The organism is Sphingomonas sp. GW821-FHT10C01 (genome assembly GCF_059415525.1).
The window spans coordinates 246854-272081 of record NZ_JBWKNK010000001.1 but is presented as its reverse complement, the minus strand read 5'-3'; the positions used below and the strand labels follow the sequence as shown (position 1 = coordinate 272081).

At 66.7% G+C, this 25228-nt stretch carries 25 protein-coding genes and 1 tRNA gene; 11 read left to right on the top strand and 15 right to left on the bottom strand.

Going from position 1 to position 25228, the window contains the following annotated elements; all coding sequences use genetic code 11:
• Positions 1-28 precede the first annotated feature (28 nt).
• Entirely contained in the window at positions 29-1588 is a 1560-nt protein-coding gene (locus AC07M1_RS01435; RefSeq protein ID WP_495160788.1) for a flavin monoamine oxidase family protein, read from the bottom strand.
• Between the two features lie 87 nt (positions 1589-1675).
• On the opposite strand from AC07M1_RS01435, the gene hisC reads away from it, so the two are divergent.
• Both hisC and AC07M1_RS01425 read left to right on the top strand, forming a co-directional pair.
• Positions 1676-2806, top strand: coding sequence for a histidinol-phosphate transaminase (gene hisC, locus AC07M1_RS01430; RefSeq protein ID WP_495160787.1), 1131 nt, complete (start codon positions 1676-1678; stop codon positions 2804-2806).
• Positions 2803-3552: a prephenate dehydrogenase/arogenate dehydrogenase family protein gene (locus tag AC07M1_RS01425; RefSeq protein WP_495160786.1), complete on the top strand. Its 750-nt coding sequence runs from the start codon at positions 2803-2805 to the stop codon at positions 3550-3552. Before hisC ends, AC07M1_RS01425 begins: the two co-directional genes overlap by 4 nt.
• 21 nt (positions 3553-3573) lie before the next feature.
• Here AC07M1_RS01425 and AC07M1_RS01420 read toward each other — a convergent pair whose 3' ends face one another.
• From AC07M1_RS01420 to ftsE, 5 genes are read right to left on the bottom strand one after another with little or no spacing between them, the layout of a single operon-like run.
• On the bottom strand, positions 3574-4059 hold the full coding sequence (locus AC07M1_RS01420; protein WP_495160785.1) for an anthrone oxygenase family protein: 486 nt from the start codon (positions 4057-4059) through the stop codon (positions 3574-3576).
• 30 nt (positions 4060-4089) lie between these two features.
• Positions 4090-4776: a lysophospholipid acyltransferase family protein gene (locus AC07M1_RS01415; protein ID WP_495160784.1), complete on the bottom strand. Its 687-nt coding sequence runs from the start codon at positions 4774-4776 to the stop codon at positions 4090-4092.
• Entirely contained in the window at positions 4769-5311 is a 543-nt protein-coding gene (locus AC07M1_RS01410) for a YdcF family protein (protein ID WP_495162791.1), read from the bottom strand. Before AC07M1_RS01410 ends, AC07M1_RS01415 begins: the two co-directional genes overlap by 8 nt.
• A 5-nt stretch (positions 5312-5316) precedes the next feature.
• Entirely contained in the window at positions 5317-6207 is an 891-nt protein-coding gene (locus AC07M1_RS01405; protein ID WP_495160783.1) for a cell division protein FtsX, read from the bottom strand.
• Complete coding sequence (ftsE, locus tag AC07M1_RS01400) at positions 6204-6911, bottom strand: cell division ATP-binding protein FtsE (protein WP_495160782.1); 708 nt, start codon at positions 6909-6911, stop codon at positions 6204-6206. The genes AC07M1_RS01405 and ftsE overlap by 4 nt, the downstream gene beginning before the upstream one ends.
• Before the next feature lie 181 nt (positions 6912-7092).
• On the opposite strand from ftsE, the gene AC07M1_RS01395 reads away from it, so the two are divergent.
• On the top strand, positions 7093-7788 hold the full coding sequence (locus AC07M1_RS01395) for an MJ0042-type zinc finger domain-containing protein (RefSeq protein WP_495160781.1): 696 nt from the start codon (positions 7093-7095) through the stop codon (positions 7786-7788).
• On the opposite strand, the gene AC07M1_RS01390 is transcribed toward AC07M1_RS01395, so the two are convergent.
• Entirely contained in the window at positions 7760-9118 is a 1359-nt protein-coding gene (locus tag AC07M1_RS01390; protein WP_495160780.1) for an MATE family efflux transporter, read from the bottom strand. The genes AC07M1_RS01395 and AC07M1_RS01390 overlap by 29 nt on opposite strands.
• A 230-nt stretch (positions 9119-9348) precedes the next feature.
• On the opposite strand from AC07M1_RS01390, the gene AC07M1_RS01385 reads away from it, so the two are divergent.
• Positions 9349-9435 (top strand) — tRNA-Leu (locus AC07M1_RS01385).
• 158 nt (positions 9436-9593) lie between these two features.
• On the top strand, positions 9594-11117 hold the full coding sequence (locus tag AC07M1_RS01380; protein ID WP_495160779.1) for a tryptophan halogenase family protein: 1524 nt from the start codon (positions 9594-9596) through the stop codon (positions 11115-11117).
• 52 nt (positions 11118-11169) lie between these two features.
• On the opposite strand, the gene ssb is transcribed toward AC07M1_RS01380, so the two are convergent.
• On the bottom strand, positions 11170-11748 hold the full coding sequence (gene ssb, locus AC07M1_RS01375) for a single-stranded DNA-binding protein (RefSeq protein WP_495160778.1): 579 nt from the start codon (positions 11746-11748) through the stop codon (positions 11170-11172).
• A 39-nt stretch (positions 11749-11787) separates the two neighbouring features.
• Between ssb and AC07M1_RS01370 the strand changes: the two genes are divergently transcribed.
• Complete coding sequence (locus AC07M1_RS01370; RefSeq protein ID WP_495160777.1) at positions 11788-11961, top strand: DUF4169 family protein; 174 nt, start codon at positions 11788-11790, stop codon at positions 11959-11961.
• A 143-nt stretch (positions 11962-12104) separates the two neighbouring features.
• On the opposite strand, the gene feoB is transcribed toward AC07M1_RS01370, so the two are convergent.
• Together feoB and AC07M1_RS01360 are read right to left on the bottom strand one after the other, a co-directional pair.
• On the bottom strand, positions 12105-13949 hold the full coding sequence (gene feoB / locus AC07M1_RS01365) for a ferrous iron transporter B (protein WP_495160776.1): 1845 nt from the start codon (positions 13947-13949) through the stop codon (positions 12105-12107).
• Positions 13946-14188, bottom strand: coding sequence for a FeoA family protein (locus tag AC07M1_RS01360; protein ID WP_495160775.1), 243 nt, complete (start codon positions 14186-14188; stop codon positions 13946-13948). Before AC07M1_RS01360 ends, feoB begins: the two co-directional genes overlap by 4 nt.
• 112 nt (positions 14189-14300) lie before the next feature.
• Here AC07M1_RS01360 and AC07M1_RS01355 point away from each other — a divergent pair, with 112 nt between their 5' ends.
• A complete protein-coding gene (locus AC07M1_RS01355; RefSeq protein WP_495160774.1) occupies positions 14301-15878 on the top strand; it encodes a lysine--tRNA ligase in 1578 nt (525 codons plus the stop codon).
• A gap of 3 nt (positions 15879-15881) precedes the next feature.
• Here AC07M1_RS01355 and AC07M1_RS01350 read toward each other — a convergent pair whose 3' ends face one another.
• Positions 15882-17357: a DUF389 domain-containing protein gene (locus tag AC07M1_RS01350; protein ID WP_495160773.1), complete on the bottom strand. Its 1476-nt coding sequence runs from the start codon at positions 17355-17357 to the stop codon at positions 15882-15884.
• Positions 17358-17430: 73 nt separating this feature from the next.
• On the opposite strand from AC07M1_RS01350, the gene nhaA reads away from it, so the two are divergent.
• The 3 genes from nhaA to AC07M1_RS01335 all read left to right on the top strand — a co-directional run bounded on the left by nhaA (position 17431) and on the right by AC07M1_RS01335 (position 20574).
• Positions 17431-18687: a Na+/H+ antiporter NhaA gene (nhaA, locus tag AC07M1_RS01345; RefSeq protein ID WP_495160772.1), complete on the top strand. Its 1257-nt coding sequence runs from the start codon at positions 17431-17433 to the stop codon at positions 18685-18687.
• An 8-nt stretch (positions 18688-18695) separates the two neighbouring features.
• Entirely contained in the window at positions 18696-19952 is a 1257-nt protein-coding gene (locus AC07M1_RS01340; RefSeq protein ID WP_495160771.1) for a sigma factor, read from the top strand.
• Positions 19953-20175: 223 nt separating this feature from the next.
• The gene (locus AC07M1_RS01335) at positions 20176-20574 is read left to right on the top strand and encodes a DUF2147 domain-containing protein (RefSeq protein ID WP_495160770.1); all 399 of its coding nucleotides are present in this window, start codon (positions 20176-20178) and stop codon (positions 20572-20574) included.
• Positions 20575-20604: 30 nt separating this feature from the next.
• Here AC07M1_RS01335 and AC07M1_RS01330 read toward each other — a convergent pair whose 3' ends face one another.
• Together AC07M1_RS01330 and AC07M1_RS01325 are read right to left on the bottom strand one after the other, a co-directional pair.
• Positions 20605-21534: an electron transfer flavoprotein subunit alpha/FixB family protein gene (locus AC07M1_RS01330; RefSeq protein WP_495160769.1), complete on the bottom strand. Its 930-nt coding sequence runs from the start codon at positions 21532-21534 to the stop codon at positions 20605-20607.
• Positions 21531-22280 (bottom strand): electron transfer flavoprotein subunit beta/FixA family protein, encoded by a 750-nt coding sequence (locus tag AC07M1_RS01325; protein WP_495160768.1) that lies wholly within the window; start codon positions 22278-22280, stop codon positions 21531-21533. Before AC07M1_RS01325 ends, AC07M1_RS01330 begins: the two co-directional genes overlap by 4 nt.
• 351 nt (positions 22281-22631) lie before the next feature.
• Here AC07M1_RS01325 and AC07M1_RS01320 point away from each other — a divergent pair, with 351 nt between their 5' ends.
• Complete coding sequence (locus AC07M1_RS01320; protein ID WP_495160767.1) at positions 22632-23129, top strand: hypothetical protein; 498 nt, start codon at positions 22632-22634, stop codon at positions 23127-23129.
• Positions 23130-23551: 422 nt separating this feature from the next.
• Here the strand turns inward: AC07M1_RS01320 and sucC are convergent, their stop codons facing one another.
• Both sucC and AC07M1_RS01310 read right to left on the bottom strand, forming a co-directional pair.
• Positions 23552-24751: an ADP-forming succinate--CoA ligase subunit beta gene (sucC, locus tag AC07M1_RS01315; RefSeq protein WP_495160766.1), complete on the bottom strand. Its 1200-nt coding sequence runs from the start codon at positions 24749-24751 to the stop codon at positions 23552-23554.
• A 153-nt stretch (positions 24752-24904) separates the two neighbouring features.
• Complete coding sequence (locus tag AC07M1_RS01310; RefSeq protein ID WP_495160765.1) at positions 24905-25210, bottom strand: hypothetical protein; 306 nt, start codon at positions 25208-25210, stop codon at positions 24905-24907.
• Positions 25211-25228 lie beyond the last annotated feature (18 nt).

Sequence of the window (25228 nt, the reverse complement as noted above, 5' to 3'; positions counted from 1 at the left end):
GTCTGACTAGGGACGCGGACGCTTCCGTTCAAGCGGTCCGACGACGTCCGCGTGCGGCAATCACCGCCTGCGCCGCAAGCCGACCGGTCTGTGCGCCGCCATTCATGAAGCCGACCCAGGCGTCCGAGACATGCTCACCCGCGAAGATGATCCGTCCCGCGACCGCGCGCTGTCGTTCGGCGGGTAGGTCGGACTCGACCCAGAAGAGCGGGCCGAAGCGGGTCAGCTGGCCCGGCGCGCTGTTGGTATAGGCACCGAGCGTCAGGGCCTCGCGGCACCAGTTGGTACGGCGGACCACGCCGCCCGCCACCGCCCGCACAATGCCGGGGATGGCCGGCTCGGTCCGCTGCGCGAAGGCGGCGGCAAGCGCTTCAGGTGCGGCAGCGGCGTTCGCGACCTGATCGCCGCCAAGGAACCAGTTCCACACCGGCTTGCCACCCTCAATCCCCTGAAGCGTCCCGTCCCAGCCGAGCGCATAGGGCGAGGCGGTGTCCCACAGCTCGCCGCCGGTGCCGAGCACATCGGCCCAGGGGGTTTCCGCGGCGGTGACCTGCACCTTCTCGTTCCGGCCAAGATCCGCCTCTGCCACGAACGCGCGCCAGCGCGTCGGAAGCGGCACGGCGAAGTCGATCTGGCGTAGGATCGGAGCGGGCACCGCGACGATCACGGTATCGGCCATGGCATGGCTGCCGTCGACGAACTCGAGCCGGATGCCGCTGCCGGTCTCCCGGATCGCCTGCAAGCGCCGCCCGGTTTCGATCCGGTCGCGATGCGCGTCGGTGATCGCGCCGGCGAGTCGGCCCGATCCGCCGGCGATGACATAGCGCTCGTCGCTGCCCGCCAGGATCTCGACATGCTCACCCTTGACCGTGGGCAGGTTGAAGATGAGCTGGAGCGCCGACGCGTCGTCCGGTTCCGACCCATATTCGGTGCGGATGCTCGATTCGATCAGCGCGCGGACGCGGGGGTCGCGGATCAGCGCGGCATGACGATCGAGATACTGCGCAACCGAAAGCCGGTCGATGGCGGCGGCGGCCGCCGGACTGGCATCCACCGCCTCCGAATCACGCGCGATCCGCGCGGCGAGCGGGGCGAGACGCCGGGCAAGCTCGGCCTGCGACGCGACCGCACCGTCCGCGAGGATCACCGACCGGTGTGGGCCGGATTTGCGGTCGACCAGCGACACCGCGAACTCCTTCGCCAGCGCGTGCATGTCGGCATGGTCGGTGTTGACGAGTTGCCCGCCCGCCTCGAACAATTGCCCGTCCGCGGTGCGCTGGGTGTACATGCGCCCGCCGAGACGATTGCGCGCCTCGTACAGCCGCGCATCGATGCCCGCCTTCGTCAGATGATGCAGCGCCGAAAGCCCCGCGATTCCGCCGCCGATAATCGCCACCCGGCCCGATGCCGGAAGCGCCAGCGCAGGCGCGGGAAGCCCCACCGCCACGCCGCTCGCCGCCATGCCCTGAAGCAGCGCGCGGCGGCCGATTCCGCCATGGCCGGCGCGCGGTGCGGCCTTGCCCCGCGCCGCCAGATCCCGCCGCCGTGCCAGCTGCAATGCCCGCCACAGCGTATCGCTTCCCCGCATCCGTCTTCCCCCGTTCGAAGCGGGGCTTAGCACAGAGCAATTTCGCAAACCTTGCCATTCTTACTCGCATCGGCCATCGCGCGCGCCATGAACGCAACCGTCAGCAAGCCGCAGCCCAAGCCCTGGATCATGGACATCGCCCCCTATGTACCGGGCAAGTCCAAGACCGACGACGGCCGCAAGGCGATCAAGCTCTCGTCCAACGAGAACCCGCTGGGGACTTCGCAGAAGGCGCGCGCCGCGTTCGCGACAGCCGCGAGCAGCCTGGAGCGCTATCCGGACGCCAGCGCGGTCGAGCTGCGCGAGGCGCTGGCGGAGCTGCACGGACTCGAGGCCGAGCGGATCATCTATGGCAACGGGTCGGACGAGGTGCTTCACCTCGCCGCCGGCGCGTTCGCCGGGCCGGGCGACGAGATCATCTACGTCAATTACGGCTTCACCGTCTATCCGATCGCGACCAAGCGGGTCGGCGCGACCCCGGTGGTCGCGGCCGACGCCGACTACGCCACCGATGTCGACGCGATTCTCGCCAGCGTGACCGACAAGACGCGGATCGTGTTCGTCGCCAATCCCAACAACCCGACCGGCACCTATGCCAGCCGCGAGGAGATCGCGCGGCTGCACGCGGGCCTGCGGCCCGACATCCTGCTGGTGCTCGACCACGCTTATGCCGAGTATATCGAGGGCGAGATCGACGATGGCGGGATGGAGCTGGCGAAGACCCAGCCCAATGTGCTGGTCACGCGCACCTTCTCCAAACTCTATGGCCTGGCCGCGGAACGGATCGGCTGGGGCTATGGCTCTGCCGAGGTGATCGAGGCGATGCATCGCATCCGCCTGCCCTTCAGCATCACCATCGCGGGCACCGCGGCGGCGATCGCGGCGCTGCACGACGATGAATTCGTCGAGCGCACGCGCAGCCACAATGCCCAGTGGCGCCGCTGGTTCGCCGACGAAATCGCCAAGCTCGGCAATGCCGGTCTTCGCGCCGTGCCGAGCCAGGCGAATTTCGTGCTGGTGCTGTTCGAAGGCGCGCTGACCGCCGAGGCGGCGTACAAGGGACTGATGGACGAAGGCTATATCGTCCGCTGGCTACCTGGACAGGGTCTGCCCCACGGCCTGCGCATCACCATCGGCACCGAGGACGAGACGCGCGCGGTCGCGGCGATCCTGAACAGACTGGTGGCGGAGACGCAGCAGCCCGCAACCGCGGGATGAAGCGGTTCGGCATCATCGGCTTCGGCCGGTTCGGACAGCTCGCCGCAAAGCATCTGCGCGACCATTTCGCGGTTGTCGTCACCGACACCGCGGAGATCGGCGAAGCTGCGACAGCCATCGGCGTCGAGACCGGAAGCCTTGCCGACGCCGCAAGTTGCGACGTGGTGATGTTGGCGGTGCCGGTACAGGCGATGGCGGCGACGATCGCCGCGATCGCGCCGCTGGTGCGACCGGGCGCGCTCGTCCTTGACGTTGCATCGGTCAAGATGCTGCCCGCGCGCTGGATGCTTGAGGCATTGCCCGAGAGCGTCGACATCGTCGCGACCCACCCGCTGTTCGGCCCGCAGAGCGCGCGGAACGGGCTGGAGGGACAGCCGCTGGTCGTCTGTTCGGTGCGTGGCGAGCGGCATCACAAGGTCGCGGAGTTCGGACGCAGCCTGGGCCTTGCCGTCTCGATCACCACCGCCGAGGAACATGACCGCGAGATGGCCTATGTCCAGGCGCTGACGCACCTGATCGGGCGCGCGCTGGTCAATATCCGCATCCCGGACGAGGAACTGAAGACCAACAGCTACCAGCATCTGCTGGAGCTGTGCGGACTGATCCGCGACGACAGCAAGGAGCTGTTCTTCGCGATCCAGAACCTCAATCCCTATGCCGAGGAAATCACCCGCCAGTTCATCGCGGAGGCCAACGGCCTGCTGGCGGAGAGCCTGAAGGCGGGGAATCGCAGCGCGGCGGATTGAGCTGGCCGCGGTGCCGGTCCGCTAACGCGACTGGCTCCAGCCAAGCACCAGCACGACCGCTCCCACGAGCGACGCGGCAGTGCGGACATGGTTCCAGAATACCCAGTCACGCAGATAGCGCGCCCAGAGCGCGGCGCCATCCGCACTTCCGGCATCCACTGCCGCGAGCGCGTTGTTGAGCGGGACGTTGCACACCATCGTCACCGCGAAACAGCCCAGGACATAGAGCGCCGCTCCGGCAAGCACATGCACCGCGCCCGGCTGTCCGAAGTTGAGTCCGGCGACCACCGCCAATCCGAGCAGCAGCAGCGCGGTGCCGATGAAGATCCCGATGAAGAATGGATTGATGATGACGATGTTGATCGTCTGCATCGCGCGAATGCCCTCTGGCGCAGGAACGCGGCCGAGCGCCTGCATGATGAAGGTCGAGAAGCCGTAGAAGATTCCGCCGATGATGAAGGCCCCGATGGCGCCGATCAGGACGGGAAGCTTGAGCAAACCGGTCATCATCCTTCTCCCTAGAATACCAGTCCCATTTCAGGGCTCGAGCGCGTTGATTCCCCGATGCACCTGCGCCTCGACCTCCGCCCGCTCCAATCCAGGTGCGATCGGCTCGCCGAAGCGGAATGTCACCGTGCCGGGCCGCTTGGGGCCCCGCCGTGGCCAGAAGCGCCCGCTGTCGAGCGCGACCGGCACCACCGGAAGACCGAGTGCACGATAGAGTCCCGCAAAGCCGGAGCGGATGGGCGGCGTTTCGCCCGGCGCGACACGCGTTCCTTCAGGGAAGATCAGTACCGATCGGCCTTCGCCCAGCGCCGCCTTCGCTTCACGCATCATCTGGCGCAGCGCCCTGGCATTGGCGGCGCGGTCGACAACGATCACGCCGTAGCGGCGAGCGGCCCAGCCCCAGACGGGGATCTGCGCCAGTTCGCGCTTCATCACGATGGCGGGCGCCCCGAGCATCGCCGCAACCGCCATCGTCTCGAACATCGCCTGATGCTTGACGGGATATAGCGCCGGTCCGACAGCTGGCTGCCCCTCGACCGCGACGCGGATGCCCAGGATGTACCGCGCCGACCAGACGCCAAGTCGCGCCCAGCTCATGCAAACGGCGCGCAGGATGCGCTTGCCGAACAACGCCGCGATTGGTGTCGCCAGCACGATCGGCACCGACAGGCCGTAGAAGACGATCGCGAAGGCGATGTTGCGCAGCCGGTCAACCATTGCCGATTCCGAACAGCAGCGCGATCCGGCGGACCAGATATTTGTGGTACTCACGCAGCAGCATCGCGAAACGGGCATTGGTACGGACGCCGTCGCCGACGATCTCCACCTCGCCGCCCAGCGCGTTGCCGAGCTCGAGCTTCGCGCGCGGCACATGCCAGTCGGCGGTGACCAAGCGCACCGACTTGTAGCCGTGCTTGCGCACCCAGCCGGCGGTCTCATCGGCGTTGGAACGGGTATCGACCGCCTCATGCCCCAGATCGATGCAGCAGCGGAACAGCGAGGCGGGCGCACGGTGCGCGACCGCGAGCTCGATCGGGCGGACCGTGGGATCGGTGCCGGTGATCAGCATCCGCTTGGCCGAGCCGGCCTGGAGCAAAGCGATGCCGCGCGGAATACGACCGGCGCCGCCCGTGGGCACGACGACCGCATCGGTCTTGATACCGGGATCGAGCGGCTTGCCGAGCGAGAGCATGAACAACGCGAAGCCCAGCGCCCAGGCGAGTGCGAGCAACGCGATCAGCCGCCAGACGATGCGCATCACAACGTCTTCCCCAAGGTGCCAAGCACCGCGACACGCGCGGCGAACAACGCCATCACCGCGAAGGCGACGGGAAGGAGCAGCAGCAACAGCCAGTCGAGCGGCGCCAGCGCGATCCCGCCGAGCAGCTCCGATCCCAGACCCGCCGCCTGTTGGCCGAGCAGCCAGACCATGCCGAGCGCGACGACGGTGCCGAGCAGGCCGCCGAGCAACGTATCGAGCGCGATGCGCCGCTGGAACAGACGCGCGACCTGCATGTCGGTCGAGCCCAATATGTGAAGGACCGCGATCGTGTCACGATGCGAATCGAGGCCGCCACGCGCGGTGAGCAGCACGACGATCGTGGTCGCCGTGGCCATCAGGACGACGAGCGCGACCGCGAACCAGGTGATCGTGTCGAGGAAGGCGCTGACCGGTGAGAGCCATTGCGCGTGCCGGTCGATCTGCGCCGCCGGGACCACGGCGCGGGCGGCGGCGCGGACGCGGTCGATCGCCGGCGCATCGCCCGAGGCGAGGTCGACATCGATCATCGCGGGCATGGGCAGATCGGCATCGAGCCCCGCCTCGCCCAGCCAGGGCTCGAGCAATTCGGCGAGCCGTACACGATCGACCTCGGCGACGCGCGTGACGCCGGGCAGCGCGCGGACACGCTGGATGACCGCCTTCACATTGGCGTCGCGCCGTGCCGCATCACCCTCGGCCAGCTGGATGGTGAGACGCCCTGCGAGCTGGCGATCGAGCGTGCCGCTCGCACCGGCCATGCCAAGCCCCAACGCCGCGGCGAGCACGGTCAGGAACAGCATGATCGCCATCACCCACAGCATCCCGCGGGTACGCCGACTCTCGTCGAGCAGGCGCCGTTCGGGCTTGTCGCGCAGCAACGGGTTCATGCCGGTGCCAATCCAGGCGGGTAGCGCAGCGAGCCGGTAGGGTCGTTGAGCCGCCCCTTCTCGATCCGCATCATCCGCGCATCGGGAATCCGGCTGATCAGCTGGAAGTCGTGCGTCGCGACAACCACGGTGGTGCCGAGCCGGTTCAACGAATCAAACAGGTGAAGCAGCCGTTCGGCCATGTCGGGATCGACGTTGCCCGTCGGTTCGTCGGCGATCAGGATCTCGGGCCGGGTGATGACGGCACGAGCGATCGCGATGCGTTGCTGCTCGCCGCCCGACAGCGTCGGGGGCTTGGCGGAGTCACGGTCCTTGAGACCGACCCATGCAATCATCTCACGCACCGGCCCGTCGACATCGGCCTCTGGAATTCCGGCGACGCGCAACGGCAGCGCGACATTATCATAGGCGGAAAGGTGCGGGAGCAGACGAAAGTCCTGGAACACCACGCCGATCCGGCGACGGAAACCCGGAAGGCGCTTTCGCGGCAAGGCGCCCGCATCCTCGCCAAACAACCGAACGATGCCGCGCGTCGGCCGCTGAGCAAGGTAGAGCAGTTTGAGCAGCGAGGTCTTGCCCGCTCCCGATGCGCCGGTGACGAAATAGAAGGAGCCGGCGCTGAGCGTGAAGCTGATGTCGCTCAGCGTCTCCGCCCCGGTCCCGTAGCGCAGGCCGACATTCTCGAACTGGACGATATTGGCCATGCCGGCGCCCGGCCGCTCCTGAAATAAAGACTGCCCCGAAGACGCCAGCCATCGCACAGGCGCGAAGCTGGCTCAAGCGGCGGCACTCACTCCGCCTTGCCCCTTGCCAAGCCGAGTCGGGAGGTGTTTAGATTCGGGATTGGCGATCTCCGCGCCCAGTATCCAAACAAGACGTGCCGCGATGATCCTGGAATGCCCCGAGTGCCGTACCCGCTATCTGGTTCCCGACAGTGCGATCGGGATCGAAGGGCGTACCGTGCGCTGTGCGAGCTGCCGGCATAGCTGGCATCAGCTTCCCGCGAACGCCCCGGTGGAGAAACCGGCGCCCGACCTCATTCGCGCGGATGCCTATTCGGCGCCGCCTCCCCCGCCTCCGACACCCGCGAGGGTCGCCGAAGCGGACCGCGATTTCGACCCCTTCGCCCATCAGCCGCCGTTCAAGCCGCGCAAGAATCCCGAACGGCGCTGGACCGCGGCCGCGCTGATCATCGGGCTTTCGCTGTCGGCGGGTGCCGGGGCGATCCTGTGGCTCGGCGCGCCGGGCATCGCCGCGCAGATCGGATTGCCGGTCGGCGAGGCGAAGACAGCGCTGGTCTTCGCCAACCAGCAGGTCGATCGCAAACCTCGGCTCAACGGCGGCGAGCTGTTCGTCGTGAGCGGGCAGGTCATCAACCCGACCAAGGAACGCCAGCGCGTGCCCAACATTCTGGCCGAGCTGCGCGATGCCAACAATGCAGTCGTCTACAACTGGACGATCACGCCTGAGCCGCGCGCGCTGCCGCCGGGCGGGAGCCTGGAGTTCAACAGCGGCAAGCTCGACGTGCCGGCGACCGGCAAGTCGATCCAGCTCAGCTTTTCGGGCGAAGGCGCCGAGTAATCCACCAAAGACGGCCGCCATTGAGCAGGGCCGCCGCGACCATGCCCGACGCCGACGCCGCGACCAGGCCTTTCGCCCCCCAACCGGCATGGACCGTCCATAGCCCGATACCACCGGTGAGCAGGAAGAAGGCCACAATGCCGTTGAGCCCGGCCACAACCTGGTCGCCGAGCGATCGCAGCGCATAGACGAACACCACTTGAACCCCGTCGAACAGGATGAACGGCCCCCAGAGCGGCAGCATCGCCACCGCTGCGGCGGCGACCGCGGCGCTTGCGGGGAAGCTGCCCGCAATCAGCATCGGCGCGAAGACCAGGGGCAGCGCGAGCAACCCCAGGACGATCGCCGCCAACCCCGCCGCGATAGCGGTGCGCGGCCCGGCCTGCGCAGGATCGCCCTCGCCCACCGCATTGCCCGCACGTACCCCCGCCGCCGAGCCGAGGCCGAGTGCGAAGGCGAAAGTGACGTTATGGACCGAGAAGACGATCTGGAACGCGTGAGTCACCGTCTCGCCCAGCTGCGTCGAAAGCGCGATCAGGATCGAGAAGCCCGCCAGTTCGAGTCCCGAGGCGATCGCCGGGACGAAGCCGAAGCCCAGTAGCGCCCACACACCACGCCACATCGCCGGCGTACCGAAATCGCGCCAGTCGCGCACCCCGCGCTCATGGGCGCGCGGCAACGTCAGCGCCGCAACGATCATCGCCACCGCACCGATCAGGATCGCGATCACCGTCGCCATCGCGGCGCCGGTCGCGCCCATCGCCGGCAACCCGAACTGGCCGGTCGCGAGTACCCAGGCGAGCACGCCGTTGATCGGCAGGATCGCCACATCGACGACCATCACCCGCTTGGGCCGGCTGACGCCTTCAAGGAAGAAGGTCGCGGCGACGAGCAGCAGCTGGAAGGGGTAGCCGAACGCCATGATTCGCACGACACGCGCCGCGTCGGGGGCGATCGCCGGATCGACCCCGACGCCCAGCAACATCGGCAACGCGAAGACGAACAAGATGCTGCCGCTGACCAGGCCCAGCAGAAATCCCAGCACCAGCCCCTGGCGCAGCACCGCGCCGGTCGCGGGCAGATCCTTCGCGCCATCGGCACGCGAGGAAAAGACCAGCACGCCCGTAAGCCAGCCCAGCGCGACGACGATGCCGATAAAGGTGATAGTCCGGCTGGCGCCGAGCGCCGCTACTTCATGTGTGCTCACAAGGCCAACCACGACAACGTCGGTGACGTGCATGATCGTCCAGGTGAGCGCCGTCATCACCACCGGCCAGGCCAGCGCGAGGATGCGGCGCGTTTCGGCGCGGATGTCTTCAGGTAAGCGCATGGACCGGCGGGCTTAGCGCTTGTTCCGCTTTCGCGGAAGCGGTTCCGGCCCGCTCCCCGCCGACCACCCCTAGCATATCCTGACTGGGTGGCCGGGCGGGAGAGCGAGCCGGAACCGCCAACCATCGCAATGCGACAGCAAAGCAGAAAGGGAGGTTGCAAGGCCCGAAACGCTTTGCTAGGGGCCGCTGCCTTACCAGCCACCGGGTTCATCCGGTGGGGCAAATCAGTGCGGTCGTGGCGGAATTGGTAGACGCGCAACGTTGAGGTCGTTGTGGGCGAAAGCCCGTGGAAGTTCGAGTCTTCTCGACCGCACCATTTTTGAAAAGCGTTTGAAGATACGGGCCGGGGGCAACCCCCGCCCGTCGCGCTGGCGGGTGGCGTGTAACCGTTTACCGCCCGCCAGTGCCCCTCTATACCAACCCCGCTATACAAGGCATCCGGACACCGGAGCCGGTGGATGAGGGGATCATTGGATGGAGCATGCAAACCCGCCGATTCGCCGGATCGTGATCGTCGGCGGCGGCACCGCCGGCTGGATGACCGCGGCACTGCTCTCCAAGCTCCTGTTTCGCGGCTATGAGATCACCCTGGTCGAATCGGACGAGATCGGGATCATCGGCGTCGGCGAGGCGACCATCCCCGGCATCAAGGATTACAATCACCTCGCCGGGATCGACCTGACCGAGATGATCCGCGCCACGCAGGCGACGTTCAAGCTGGGGATCGAGTTCGTGAACTGGCGCGAACCCGGATTCCGCTACATCCATGGTTTCGGCAAAATCGGCACCGATCTGATGTGGCTCCACCCGCACCAGCTGTGGCTCAAGCTCATGGCGCTGGGGCAGGCCAAGCATTTCGACCTCTATTCGCTCAACACGCTGGCCGCGCGGCAGAATAAATTCTGCTTCCCCGATCCGCGCAATCCGGGATCGCCGATGGGGCATCTCGACTATGCCTATCATTTCGATGCCTCGCTCTATGCCCGCTTCCTGCGCGGCCGGTCGGAGGCGCAGGGGGTGACCCGGGTCGAGGGCCGGATCGTCGAGGTGAAACAGCGGAGCGAGGACGGCTTCGTCGAGAGCGTCGTGCTGGCCGATGGGCGAGCGGTTTCAGGCGATTTGTTCGTCGATTGCTCGGGAATGCGCTCGCTGCTGCTCGGGCAGACGCTCGGCGTGGGTTATGAGGACTGGAATCACTGGCTGCCCTGCGACCGGGCACTGGCGGTGCCGTGCGAGAGCGTGTCGCCGCTGACGCCCTATACCCGCTCCACCGCGCACGGATCGGGCTGGCAATGGCGGATCCCGCTTCAGCATCGGATCGGCAATGGCCATGTCTATTCGAGTGCGCATATCTCCGACGAAGACGCGGCGGACACGCTGCTCGCCAATCTCGACGGCAAGGCGCTGGCCGATCCGCGGCCGGTGCGGTTCGCACCGGGCAAACGGCGCAAGGCGTGGGAGAAGAATGTCGTCGCGATCGGGCTGGCCAGCGGGTTTCTGGAACCGCTCGAGTCGACCAGCATCCATCTGATCCAGACCGGCATCCTCAAGCTGGTGGCGCTGTTCCCGGGTCAGGGGTTCAACGCCGCCGACATCGCCGAGTATAACCGCCAGCACAATTTCGAGTTCGACGATGTGCGCGACTTCATCATCGCGCACTACAAGGTCACCAACCGCGAAGACACGCCGTTCTGGGCGCATGTCCGGGACATGAAGGTGCCCGACAGCCTGCAGGAGCGGCTTGAGCTGTTCCGCGCCTCGGCCCGCTTCTTCGTCCATGGCAAGGCCGAGCTGTTCCGCGAGGAAAGCTGGGTCCAAGTGCTGCTCGGCCAGGGGATGGAGATGACCTACGACCCGGTCGTCGACATGATCCCCGAAGAGGATGTCATCGGCTTCATGCGCGACGTCGAGGAGGTCAACGCCGAGGTCGCGGCGGCGATGCCGAGCCATGAGGCCTTTATCGACCGCCACTGCAAGGCACCGCCGATCGCGGCGTAGTTGAGGCGCCGCCCCTCCCCGAGGTGGGGGAGCGGGCTGGCGCCACAAACCCTCAGAACGGTACGTCGTCGTCGAGATCGTCGGGGAAGCCGCCGCCTGCGGGCGTGCCGCCGCCGCTGCTGCCACCACGGCTGCCACCGCCATAGCCGCCGCCCGACGAACCACCGCCGAAACCGCCGCCGCCGCCGCGGCTGCTCGACTGGCCGGCAAATTCGGCATCGCCGCCGCCCCAGTCGTCGCGCGATCCGCCGCCCGAACCACCACCGCCCTGGCCGCCACCGGGACCGTCGAGCATCACCAGCTTGGCATCGAAGCCCTGCAGCACGATTTCCGTCGAGTAGCGGTCGGCGCCCGACTGGTCCTGCCATTTGCGGGTCTGGAGCTGGCCTTCGAGATAGACCTTCGAGCCCTTGCGCAGATAGCGTTCGGCAACATTGGCGAGGCCTTCGGAGAAGAGCTTCACCGTATGCCATTCGGTGCGCTCTTTCTTCTCGCCCGAATTGCGATCCTTCCAGCTCTCCGACGTGGCGATGCGCAATTCGACCACCTTGCCGCCGTTCGAGAAGGACCGGCTTTCGGGATCGCGCCCGAGATTGCCGACCAGGATCACCTTGTTGACGCTGCCAGCCATTTCAACTCCGCCTTGAATTCGATAAAAGTTGCCGCAGGAATGGCCGAGATCATCAACCTGAACAAGGCCCGGAAGGCCAAAGCCAAGGCAACGAGTGCCGCAAAGGCTGTGGAGAACCGCGCCCGGTTCGGCCGCACAAGGGCGGAGAAGGCGCGCGACGACGCCGAACGCACCCGGATCGAACGCGCCGTGGACGAGTCGAAGCGCGACTGACCCCTTCGCAAAGTGAAGACATTTCGCGTCATTTTTTCACTTTGGCGCCTTCCCGCGAAGCGCGCCGAAGCAGTCGTTTCAAAGAGCGACGCGCAGGATGACAGCTGCCGCCCGTGTAGGAAAATGCTTTCTGCCGCCCGTCGCTACAGCCCGAGCGCCACCGCCGTCCAGTAGGTGATGCCCGCCGCGATATAGGCCAGGGCAAACAGATAGACGATCATCACCGTCGGCCACTTCCAGCCATTGGTCTCTCGCCGCGCCACCGCGATCGTCGACAGGCATTGCGGCGCGAACACGAACCACGCGAGGAAGGCGAGCGCCGTCGGCAGCGGCCAGCGCGCCGCGAGCTGCGTGCCGAGCGCTTCGCCCTCCGCATCCGCTTCGGCATCGATCGAATAGACCGTCTGCAGCGCCGACACCGCGACTTCACGCGCCGCCATCGCCGGGATCACCGCCAGGCTCATCTCATGGTTGAAGCCGATCGGCCTGAGCACGACCTCAAGCCCCGAGGCGATGCGGCCCGCGACCGAATATTCGCTCTGCTTCACGCCTTCGGGCGCGACCGGATAGGAAGCGAGCAGCCACAAGGCGACGGTGACGCCCATGATGATCGTGCCCGCGCGGCGCAGGAACAGCCAGGCCCGCTGCCACAGGCCGATCCACAGATCGCGGAGCCCGGGAAGCTGATAGCGCGGCAGCTCCATCATGAAGCCGCTGCTCTTGCCCTTGGTCGCGGTACGGCGCAGCACGAAGGCGGCGGCGATCGCGCCGACGATGCCGAACACATAGAGGCCGAACAGCACCAACCCCTGCAGCCCGATCCCCCAGCCGAGACTGGTCGCCGGGATGAACGCGCCGATGATGACCGCATAGACCGGAAGCCGCGCCGAACAGGTCATCAGCGGCGCGATCAGGATCGTGGTCAGCCGCTCCTTGGGATCGTCGATCGAGCGCGCGGACATGATGCCCGGAATCGCGCAGGCGAAGGAAGACAGCAGCGGGATGAACGCCCGCCCTGACAGGCCGACCCCGGACATCAGCCGATCCATCAGCAGCGCCGCGCGGACCATATAGCCCGACGCCTCGAGGATCAGGATGAAGAGGAACAGGATCACGATCTGGGGCAGGAACACCACCACCGATCCGACGCCGTTGATGATCCCTTCGATCAGCAGGTCGCGCAGGAAGCTTTCGGGCAGGCTCGCCGCCGCGGCTTCGCCCAGCCAGCCCTGGAAGCCCTCGATCCAGCCGATCGGCGTTTCGGACCAGGCGAACACGGCCTGGAACATGACGATCATGATCGTGAGGAAGATCACCGGTCCGGCAACGGGATGCAGCACCACACTGTCAACGGCACGGGTGAAGGCACGGCCGCGCGGCTGATCGGTGATCGCGGCCTTCGCGATGCGGCGCGCCTCACGCTGGTAATGGGTGATATCCGCGTCAGGGGTCGCGGGCGCTTCGGGCCGGGATCCGATCAGGACGCCCGCAAGCGCGGCGCGCAGTTCGTCGAGGCCACGCTTGCGCACCGCGACGGTGCTGACCACCGGCACGCCGAGCTCGGCGGCGAGCGCATCGGTATCGATGGTGAGGCCGTCGCGCGTCGCCATGTCGATCATGTTGAGCGCGACCACCATCGGCCGACCGAGCTGGCGCAGCTGGAGCACGAAGCGCAGGTGATTTTCGATGTTCGAGGCGTCGGCGACCACGATCAGCGCGTCGGGCAGCCGCTCGCCATCCTGTTTGCCGAGCACGACGTCGCGGGTCACCGCCTCGTCCGGGCTGGACGGATCGAGGCTGTAGGTACCGGGAAGATCGACCAGCTCGACCGGGCGCCCATCATCGAGCGCCATGCGGCCGGCGTGACGTTCGACGGTGACGCCGGGATAATTGCCGACCTTTTGCCGCGCGCCGGTGAGCGCGTTGAACAGAGCGGTCTTGCCGGCATTGGGGTTGCCGACCAAAGCGACGAGCGGGGACTGGTTCATTTCGAGGCCACCTGAATCGCCTCGGTAACGTGCTTGCGCAATGCCACCGTCATCCGCCCGATCCGCACCGCCGCGGGTCCGCCCAGCCAGCCATTGGGTTTGACCAGCTCGACCTCGACGCCCTCGTCCAACCCGAATTCGCGCAGACGACGCGCCTCCGACGGATCCAGCGAATTCCAGTCTATCGACGCAACCGTCGCGGGTACATTGCGCGCCGCGCGCGCCAGGGGAAGACTCATAATGCGAGCGATTATCAACAAGATCGGGTAAAGGCCAGCCTCTTCCGCACCTCCACCCGTTTTCCGGGCGCTCAGCCTTGCAAAACATGGCCGTATCGCGCACCGGCTTGCCATGACCGACTCCGCATTTCGTGACGCCGCCCTCACCTCCAAGGCCTGGCCCTATGAGGAGGCGCGCAAGCTGCTGAAACGCTATCCGGACGGCAAGCCAGACGGACAGCCGGTGCTGTTCGAGACCGGGTACGGCCCGTCGGGCCTGCCGCATATCGGTACGTTCAACGAAGTGCTGCGCACGACGATGGTCCGCCGTGCGTTCGAGACGCTGTCGGATACGCCCACCCGCCTGATCGCGTTCAGCGACGATATGGACGGGTTGCGCAAGGTGCCGGAAAATGTCCCGAACAAGGAGATGCTGGCGCAGTATCTGGGCAAGCCGCTGACCAAGGTGCCCGACCCGTTCGAGAAATATGAGAGCTTCGCGCATCACAACAATGCGATGCTGCGCGAGTTTCTCGACCGCTTCGGCTTCGACTACGAGTTCGTGTCCTCGACCGACTATTATTCGGACGGCACGTTCGACGACGCGCTCCGCCTCGTCCTGCGATCCTATCAGGGCATCATGGATGTGATGTTGCCGACGCTGCGCGCGGAGCGCCAGGCAACCTATTCACCCGTGCTGCCGATCAGCCCGAAGAGCGGCATCGTGCTGCAGGTGCCGGTCGAGGTACTCGACCCCGAGACCGGCATGATCGCCTTCATGGATGAGGGCGAGCGGATCGAGCAGACGATCCTGGGCGGCAAGGCCAAGCTGCAGTGGAAGGTCGATTGGGCGATGCGCTGGGTCGCATTGGGCGTCGATTACGAGATGGCGGGCAAGGACCTGATCGATTCGGTGATCCAGTCGAGCAAGATCGCGCGCGTCATGGGCGGCCGCCCGCCCGAGGGCTTCAACTATGAGATGTTCCTCGACGAGAAGGGCGAGAAGATCTCGAAGTCCAAGGGCAATGGCCTCAGCCTCGAGCAGTGGCTGACCTATGGCCCGGACGAGAGTCTCGCCTTCTACATCTATCGCGAGCCGAAAAAGGCCAAGGCGCTGCACATGGGCGTGATCCCGCGCGCGGTGGACGATTACTGGCAGTTCCGCGGCAATTATCCGGGCCAGCCGGTCGAGCAGAAGCTCGGCAATCCGGTCCACCATGTCCACAACGGCGACGTGCCGGACGAGACGCTGCCAGTGACGTTCGGCCTGCTGTTGAACCTGGTCGGGGTAATGGGTGAGGCGAGCAAGGAGCAGGTCTGGGGCTATCTCGCCAACTACGTTCCCGATGCGACGCCCGAGAAGCACCCGGCGCTCGACGCGCTGATCGGCTATGCGCTGGCCTATGGCCGCGACTTCATCGCGCCGACGCTCAATCGTCGCGCACCCACGGGGGTCGAGGTGGCGGCGCTGCAGCGGCTCGATACCGATCTCGCCGCACTGCCCGCAGATGCGAGCGCCGAGGATATCCAGAACATCGTCTACGAAATCGGCAAGACCGGCGACTTCGCCGAACTGCGCGACTGGTTCAAGGCGCTGTACGAGACGCTGCTGGGCAGCTCACAAGGGCCGCGCATGGGCAGCTTCATTGCGCTCTATGGCATCGCGAACAGCCGCAAGCTGATCGCCGACGCGCTCGCGAAAGCGGGCTGAGCCTTACTCGACAGTCGGCGCGAGCCAGCGCAGCCGGGCGGCATTGCCCGATCCGCCGCCGGCGACAATGCTGGCGCGGATTCCGGCGGCGGTCAGCGCCTCGACCACCGCCGCCGCGCCCGGGCCGGACACGCCGATCGGCAGGTTGAGCCGCTGCGCGCCCCAGATCGCGGTCGCGAGGCCGTCAGGGTCAGGCTTGCCGTCGCGCAGGGCGATGTCGGGCAACGCCGCTGCCGGCGGGGTCAGCGCCACCGTCCATTCGGGCGCATCAGCGGCGACGCGCGCCTCGAGCGTGCGATAGACGCCGATTCCGGCGCCGGGTAGCGCGGCAGCGGTCACCACCGCGCGCTTGGCGTCCTGATCAACCAGCACCGCGTCGGGCACGACGCCCGCGACCAGCGCGAGCTGCTCGGCGGTGCGCGTCGCCGCGCGATCGGCGGCGGTCGCGCGCGCGGTTTGCGTCGCGGCGACCAGCGCCGCCTCCGCCTGTGCGCCGGTGCCGACGCGCACCTGTTCGAGCGTCACCTCGACCTCACGGCCGAACAGACGTTGCAGCGTGGTCGCGGCGGTGTGCTCGGCATCGGGGCGCATCTGCCGCGTCAGCACCGTTGCGCTTACGCGCAGCGGCTCGTGCGCATAGTCGAGCTCGAGTTGGGCGAGGCGCGTGCCGGTCTCGAACTGGCCGACGATCACTTCGCGCGCCTGACGCGAGGCGGTCGCCTCCCACGCGATCTGACGCAGCGCCAGCCCGAGCGGGATCGCGAAGGCGACCAAGGCGGCGATCACCAGCACGGTCTGGAGCATCGTCTGCTTGGGCGACAGCGCGGAGCCGAAGCCGTAGAGGCGCGCGATCACCGCCGCTGACACCGCGATGGTGATGAGGTTGGTGAGGAACAGCAACAGCGCACCGCCGAACACCGTGCCATTCCAGGTGGCGAGGCCGAAGCCGACCACCGCGAGCGGTGGCATCAGCGCGGTGGCGATGGCGACGCCCACCACCGTGCCCTCACGCCCGCGGATCATGGCATAGGCGCCGGCGAGCGCCGAGAAGAGCGCGACGAGCAGGTCGAACAGATTGGGCCGGGTGCGCGCGGCGATTTCCGACGTCACATTCTGAAGCGGAGAGAGCAGCACGAGCAGCGCTGTGAAGCCCACCGCGATCACCGTGCCGAGCGCCAGCGCCATGCCCGAGCGGCGAATCTCGTCCCCGTCGAAGGTAGCGAGGCCAAAGCCCAGGCCGATGATCGGCCCCATCAGCGGCGAGATCAGCATCGCGCCGATCACCACCGCGGGCGATGAGAGCAGCAGGCCGAGCACGGCGATCCCGGCCGACATCAGCACCATGAAGACGTAGCGGCCATTCCACGCCGCTTCGCCGCGAACCTTCTCCAGCACCCCGGCATGATCGACCGAAGCGACGACGGTTCCGCGCCACCAGAGCGACAACGGGTTGCGGCGGGGGCGAGCGGTTGTAGCCATGTGCGAAGGTTAGGGACTTTGCCCCCGGGGTTCCAGCCGTTAGGCAGGGGCCTTCACCAGAACGGGGAGCAATATGGCGAACACGACGAGGCGCACAGCTCCTTCGGCGCTCCGCGCTTTCATGAAGAGCGAAGCGGCGGGCGGCATCCTGCTGATCGCGGCGGCGGCACTGGCGATGCTGGTCGCCAATCTACCGAGTCTGTCGGCGGAGTATTTCCACCTGCTCCATTGGGAGACCGGCCCGGTCATCAGCCCCAAATACGGGCCGATGACGGTGCATCTGTGGATCAACGACGCGCTGATGGCGGTGTTCTTCCTGCTGGTCGGCCTCGAGATCAAGCGCGAGTTCGTCGATGGCCAGCTCGCCAGCTGGGATGACCGGCGGCTGCCCGTCGTCGCGGCGGCGGCGGGGATGGTCGTGCCAGCCCTTGTCTATCTCGGCATTACCGGCGGTGGGCCGCTCGCGCCCGGCTGGGCGATCCCGGCTGCGACCGACATCGCCTTCGCGATCGGCGTGCTGGCTCTGCTGGGCAAGCGCGCGCCCGCGTCGCTCAAACTGTTCCTCACCACTGTCGCGATCGTCGACGATATGGGCGCGGTCGCGATCATCGCGCTCGCCTATACCAAGAGCCTTGGCTCGCTCGCGCTGGCGGCCGGGGCGCTGATACTGGTGGTGATGCACATCCTGAACCGCAGCGGCGTAACGAGACTGTGGCCCTATCTGCTGCTGGGCGCCCTGCTCTGGTACTTCGTCTTCCTGTCCGGCGTGCATGCCACCGTCGCGGGCGTGCTGACCGCGATGATGATCCCGGTAAAGGCCTCGCCCGGCGCCCCCGATGCGGCGGATTCGCCGCTCCACATCCTGGAGCATGCGCTGGCACCGTGGGTCGCCTTCGTCATCGTGCCCTTGTTCGGCTTTGCCAATGCCGGGGTGAGCCTGGCGGGCATGTCGCCGGCGATCCTGCTGGCGCCGCTACCGCTGGGCATCGCGGCGGGGCTGTTTATCGGCAAGCAGGCCGGCATCTTCGGCAGCGTGTGGATCGCCGCCAAGACCGGGTTCGCCACCCCGCCGAGCCGCGCGACCTGGACGCAGATTTATGGCGTCGCGATGCTGTGCGGGATCGGCTTCACGATGAGTCTGTTCATCGGCGGCCTCGCCTTTCCGGACAGCCCCGAGCTGATCGACGAAGTGAAGATCGGCGTGCTCGCCGGATCGATCCTGTCAGCGGTCGTCGGCTTCCTTGTCCTGCGTTTCGCGCGCCCGTGGAGGGATGACCGAGCGGGTGACGCGGATATCGCGCGCGACGAAGCGGAGCTGGGTGCAGCGTGAAGCGGAGCGTGGCTGACCAACCCGATCCCGCCGCGCTGCTGGCGCAAGTCGCGCGCGGCGAACGCACGGCGATGGCGGCGCTGTACGACGCGACCGCGCCCATCGTGCATGGGATCGTCACGGCGATCGCCCGCGATTCCACCGTCGCGGCGCAGCTGACCGAAAGCGTCTATCTGCGCGTCTGGGATCGCGCACCGCGTTTCGATGCCGCCGCCGGTGAGGCGCGCGCCTGGATCGCCGCGATCGCGCGCACCAGCGCGATCGAGTGGCGCCGCCGCGTGCCTGGGCCCTCGGCCTTCGCCGATGCCGAGCTTCTGCTTTCGGACGAGACGCTGTTGACCGGCGAGGCGCCGATCGCGTGGGACACCGCAGCAACCCTGCTCCACTATCGCCTCCGCGACCTGCCGCTCGACGAACAGGCGGCGATCCGCGCGGCGATGCTGACCGGCGCCACCCATGCCGAGATCGCACAGGCCGCGCTCGCCAACCCTGCAACGATCGAACGACGTATTGCCGGCGGGCTTGCTGCGCTGGCACCCGAGGCGGATATCGCGGCCTCTGACGAGTCGACGCTGGCGCGCGCGCTGGCACTGGGCACGGTCGAGGGAAGCGCACGCGCCACCGCACTGCGCAAGCAGCTTGCCGATCCGCTCTTCGCCGCGGAGGTCGAGGGCTGGCAGTTGCACCTCGCCCCGATGCTCGAGGCCTTGCCCGAGATCGACCCACCGACCGAGCTATGGGCGCGGATCGACGCACTGATCGAGCTGCGCGAAGCCGATGCGCCCCGCCGCGCGCGCCGCCGTTCGGTGCGCTGGCCGCTCGCGCGCACGACCGCGATCGGGCTGGGCGCGGCGCTTGCCGGCGGGCTGGCGGCGATGGCCATCTTCGTCTTCGCCCTTGGCGGCCTCGAGCCGCGACCGCCGGGCGCATCGCCGGTATTGGTCGCGCAGATGGAGGGACCCGATCGCCGCCCTGACCTGGCCATTCGCTACGACCCGGTGGGGTCGGCGATCCGCGTCCGCGCACGGCGGTTCGACCCCGCGCAAGGCGTCGCCGACCTGTGGCTGCTCGCGCCGGACGCGACCCCCTATTTCCTGGGCAGGATCACCGGCGATGGTGTCGATCGCTTCCCGCTGCCGCGGACGATCCAGCAGCTGATCACCGACGGCGCGACGGTGATAGTGACGACGGTCCCACATGGCCACGAGCGACGCTCCGAGCCGACAGGGAAGGTCATCGCGTCGGGACGCTTCGTGCTGGTGTAAAAAAGTTCGCGCGGGGCGGAACCAATCGCCGCAGGTGGGCGTTGTTTCCCCGCTTGATCGATGAGAGAAAGCATGTTGACGATCCGGACCCATGCGGAATGGATCGTCCAGGGAGGCCCGCCGCGAAAGCGACGGGCCTTACTCTTTTCCGGATCCGGCGATTTGCCCGTATCCCCGCGGTACCGTAAGATCGCCGCGATCGAGATTGCGGAGTAGCGGCGTCATGCGTTTGATCGGGACCGTCATCGCCCTCGCCCTCATCGCCGGTCCCGCCTATGCGCGCGACCAGTCGTTCGGGGTGTGGCGCAACCCATCCAACAGCGTTCATGTCCGCGCCCAGCCGTGCGGCAACCGCATGTGCGGCGTCGTGATCTGGGCGAACGACAAGGCCAAGGCGGACGCCGCGCGCGGCGGTACCGCGAAGCTCGTCGGATCGACGCTGTTTCGCGATTTCGTGCAGGAAAAGCCGGGCGTGTGGCGCGGACGGGTATTCGTCCCCGACATCAACAAGACGTTTTCAGGGACGGTCAGCGTGCTCGATCCCAACCGGATCGAAGGCAAGGGCTGCCTGCTGGGGCGCGTCGGCTGCAAATCGCAGATCTGGACGCGGGTCCAGAAGTAAAGGGGCGGCGAGCCGCCGCCCCTTCGATATTCAGAGCTTCTCGGTCAGTTCCGGAACGATCTTGAACAGATCGCCGACCAGGCCGAGGTCCGCGACCTGGAAGATCGGAGCATCTTCGTCCTTGTTGATGGCGATGATGGTCTTCGAATCCTTCATGCCCGCAAGGTGCTGGATCGCGCCCGAAATGCCGATCGCGACATAGACTTCCGGCGCGACGATCTTGCCCGTCTGACCGACCTGATAGTCGTTGGGAGCATAGCCCGCATCGACCGCCGCACGGCTCGCGCCGACCGCGGCGCCGAGCTTGTCGGCGAGCGGATCGATCAGGCCGTGGAACTGCTCCGACGAGCCGAGCGCTCGGCCACCCGAGACGATCACCTTGGCGCTGGTCAGCTCCGGACGCTCCGACTTGGCGATTTCAGCGCCGACGAAGCTGGAGAGGCCCGAATCGCCCTTGCCAGAAACCGCTTCGACCGAGGCGCTGCCGCCTTCCGCCGCAGCCTTTTCGAACGCGGTGCCGCGCACGGTCAGGACCTTCTTGCCGTCCGACGACTTGACCGTGGCGATCGCGTTGCCGGCGTAGATCGGGCGGGTGAAGGTGTCGGCGCTTTCGACCGACAGCACTTCGCTGATCTGCATGACGTCGAGCAGCGCGGCGACGCGCGGCGCGATGTTCTTGCCGGTGGTGGTGGCGGGCGCGACGAAGGCATCGTAGCCGGCCATCAGCTCCGCGACGAGCGGCGCGACATTCTCCGCCAGCGCATGACCGTAAGCCGCATCATCGGCGAGAAGCACCTTGGACACGCCGGCGATCTTCGCCGCCGCGTCAGCCGCGCCCTGTGCGCCCTGCCCCGCGACCAGCGCGACGACATCACCCAGCTTGGCCCCCGCCGTGACGGCGGCAAGCGTCGCGTCCTTAACGCTGTTGTTGTCGTGTTCGACCCAGACCAGCACGCTCATTTCGCAACTCCCAGCGCCTTGAGCTTGCCGACAAGCTCATCCACATCCGCAACCTTGACGCCGGCCTGGCGCTTGGCCGGCTCGGTGACGCTGACGACGGTGAGGCGCGGGGCCACATCGACGCCATAGTCGGCGGGAGTCTTCTGATCGAGCGGCTTGCTCTTCGCCTTCATGATGTTGGGCAGCGAGGCATAGCGCGGCTCGTTCAGGCGAAGATCGGTGGTGACGATCGCCGGGAGCTTGAGCTTCACCGTCTCGAGACCGCCATCGACTTCGCGGGTCACGTCGACCTGCTCGCCGGCAATTTCAACCTTGTTCGCGAAGGTGCCCTGGCCCCAGCCGAGCAGCGCGCCCAGCATCTGGCCGGTCTGGTTATTGTCGTCGTCGATCGCCTGCTTGCCCAGGATGATGAGGCCCGGCGCTTCCGCCTCGGCGACCTTCGCCAGCAGCTTGGCGACGCCCAGCGGCTCAACCTTGTCCTCGGCAACGATCAGGATCGCGCGGTCGGCGCCCATCGCCAGCGCGGTGCGCAACGTTTCCTGCGCCTTCTGTTCGCCGATCGAGACCACGACGATCTCGGTCGCCGCGCCCTTTTCCTTGAGACGGATCGCCTCTTCGACGGCGATTTCGTCGAACGGGTTCATGCTCATCTTGACGTTAGCGAGGTCGACCCCCGTCCCGTCGGCCTTCACCCGCGGCTTCACGTTATAGTCAAGCACTCGCTTGACCGGCACCAAGACTTTCATCGCATTCCTTCCCAACGCATCAGGACCAAATTCCACAGAGATGAACTGGCTCGCTCATCCCAAGTTCCCCGGCTTCTAGCGCCCGTGGGTCCTTGAGAGCGACGACAAAAACTTGACCGCCGCGGCCTTGCCCTTCTCCCTGGCAACCCTCGGCGGCCGCTATCACATTTTCGCGGCCCGCTTGGCCAGCATTTTCCGCGCGAGCGCCGCACGTGAATAGCATTTTACCGTATTGGGTCTGGCCGCGCCCTTAAGGAAGATATTCGTTTTTAACAAGCGTGGTATGGAACCGAGCGATTGCGACGGGGGCAGTTCACACACCATTCATTGCCGAGGCGCAACGAAGGGGCAGTGATTGAGGAGAGGCACATGAGACTCCACCACATCGCGTTCCTGCTGCCCGCCATGCTGATCCCGTCCCTCGCAACGGCATCCGGCAACCAGGCAAGCACCACAGAAGCGGCCCAAGATGCGAGCCAGGCCAAAACCACCCCAGCCAAGCCGAAGAGGCCGGGCGGGGCAGCCTCCCCGAGCTATGCGGCGTGCGCGCCCGGCAATCCGATCGGCGGCATCATCGTCAAGGGCGCCAAGGAGCAAACGGATGATGCGACCGATAGCTGCGCCGTTGCAGCTCAGCCGGAAGCCGCGGCGCGGGAAGGCGGGCGAACCCATACCGGGGGCCGCCGCAACGAGGCTGCTGACGCAGCGCTTGCCCCTGGTCAGCCGATCAAGGGCGTGATCGTCAAAGGCGGCGGTCCGAACAAGCCCGCAAGCTTGTCGATCGCGCCGACCACGATCAAGGCCGTCGCGCCGGCAGCGGCTCAGCTGAAGAAGGAGAGCGAGGAGTAACCGCAGCTTCAGTTCACTCGGCATTCATTGCCGATCCGCAACGACAGGGCCGGAATTGAGGACGAACCTATGAGACGCCGCCGCTTTGCATTCCTGCTTCGCGCCATGGCGATGGTGCCTCCGTCCCTCACAACAATGTGCGGACATCAAGAGCGCAAGGCCGAACCAGTGCAGGCCGCGCCACCCGTTGAGCAAGGAGCCAAGGCGGCGCGCTCGGCCGGGCGGCCGATCGGCGGGATCGTGGCCAAGCATAGTCGAAATCCACGGCCCAGAGGCGGAATCGAAGCAGGGGTATCGGGGCGGGGCAGCGCTGCATCCAGGCTCCAATCCGACGCTAGATAGGCCGAGCCCGACACTTCCCAAGCAAAAAGGGGCGCGCCAGCCGGCACGCCCCCTTTAGGTATACTGAAGCAAAAGCGGCCTCAGGCGGCCTGCTTGACCTCTGCCACGATCTTGCGGGCAGCATCGCCCAGATCATTCGCCGGGACGATCGCCAGGCCGGAATTGGCGAGGATGGCCTTACCTTCCTCGACATTGGTGCCTTCGAGGCGGACGACCAGCGGAACCGAGAGGTTCACTTCCTTCGCCGCGGCGACGATGCCCTCGGCGATGATGTCGCACTTCATGATCCCGCCAAAGATGTTGACGAGGATGCCCTTCACCGCGGGATCGGCGAGGATGATCTTGAACGCCGCGGTCACCTTCTCACGGCTCGCGCCGCCGCCGACGTCGAGGAAGTTGGCGGGGAACATGCCGTTGAGCTTGATGATGTCCATTGTGGCCATCGCCAGGCCGGCGCCGTTGACCATGCAACCGATGTCGCCGTCCAGCTTGATATAGGCCAGGTCGTACTTCGACGCTTCGAGCTCGGCCGGATCCTCTTCGGTCACGTCGCGCAACTCGACCAGGTCCTTGTGGCGGAACAGTGCGTTGCCGTCGAACCCGACCTTGGCGTCGAGGACGAGGAGGTTGCCCTGCTCAGTCAGCGCCAGCGGGTTGACCTCGATCTGTTCGGCGTCGGTGGCGACGAACGCGTCGTAAAGCGACTTGGCGACCTTGGCCGCCTGCTTCGAGAGATCGCCGGTCAGGCCCAGTGCCGCGGCGACGGCGCGGCCATGATGCGGCTGGAAGCCGGTCGCGGGATCGACCGAGAAGTTGTGGATCTTCTCAGGGGTCGAATGCGCGACTTCCTCGATGTCCATGCCGCCCTCGGTCGAGACGACGAACGCGACGCGGCTGGTGGCGCGATCGACGAGGAGCGCGAGATAGAATTCCTTGGCGATGTCGGCGCCATCGGTGACGTACAGGCGATTGACCTGCTTGCCAGCGTCGCCCGTCTGGATCGTGACCAGCGTGTTGCCGAGCATGTCGGTGGCGTGCGCGCGGACCTCATCAAGCGAGAAGGCGAGGCGGACGCCGCCCTTCGCATCGGGGCCGAGTTCCTTGAACTTGCCCTTGCCGCGACCGCCGGCATGGATCTGCGACTTGACGACGAAGAGCGGCCCGGGGAGCTTCTTGGCGGCCTCGACGGCTTCCTCGACGGTGAAGGCGGCGTGGCCGGCAGCGATCGGCGCGCCGAACTTGGCCAGCAGTTCCTTGGCCTGATATTCGTGAATGTTCATGGGGCAGATCCCTTGCGTTGCAGCAAAATTGGACCGCCTTAAGCACAGCGGTCCGCGGGAATCAAATACCCTTTCTATGCGATTGCGATGCAATTGCAATAATACGGCGGCCGATATTGCCGGGGCCTCAAATCACCCCGTGTTCGTAGTCCGTTAGCTTCGTCCGAAACCGGTCGCGCAAAGCGCCGCCGAGCTGCTGGCGACCGCGACAATCTCCGGATCGCCGAGCGAGCGGATGCGACGCAGGAATTTGTCCACCGACTCGGCATCGCGCGCCTTGGGCAAGTCAGCGATCCGCATCAACTGCGCCAAGCTTAGCCGGTCGACCATGCGTTCGGCCATGCACGCGGCGAGCGGGCGCGACAGGCCGGCATTGGTGAGGCCAGTGCGCAACCGGTCTTCCGGTACCGCACAGGCGGAAAGGGAAAGGGCAATCAGGAGAAGAGGTGCGCTTCGCATGGCAGAGCGCTATATCGC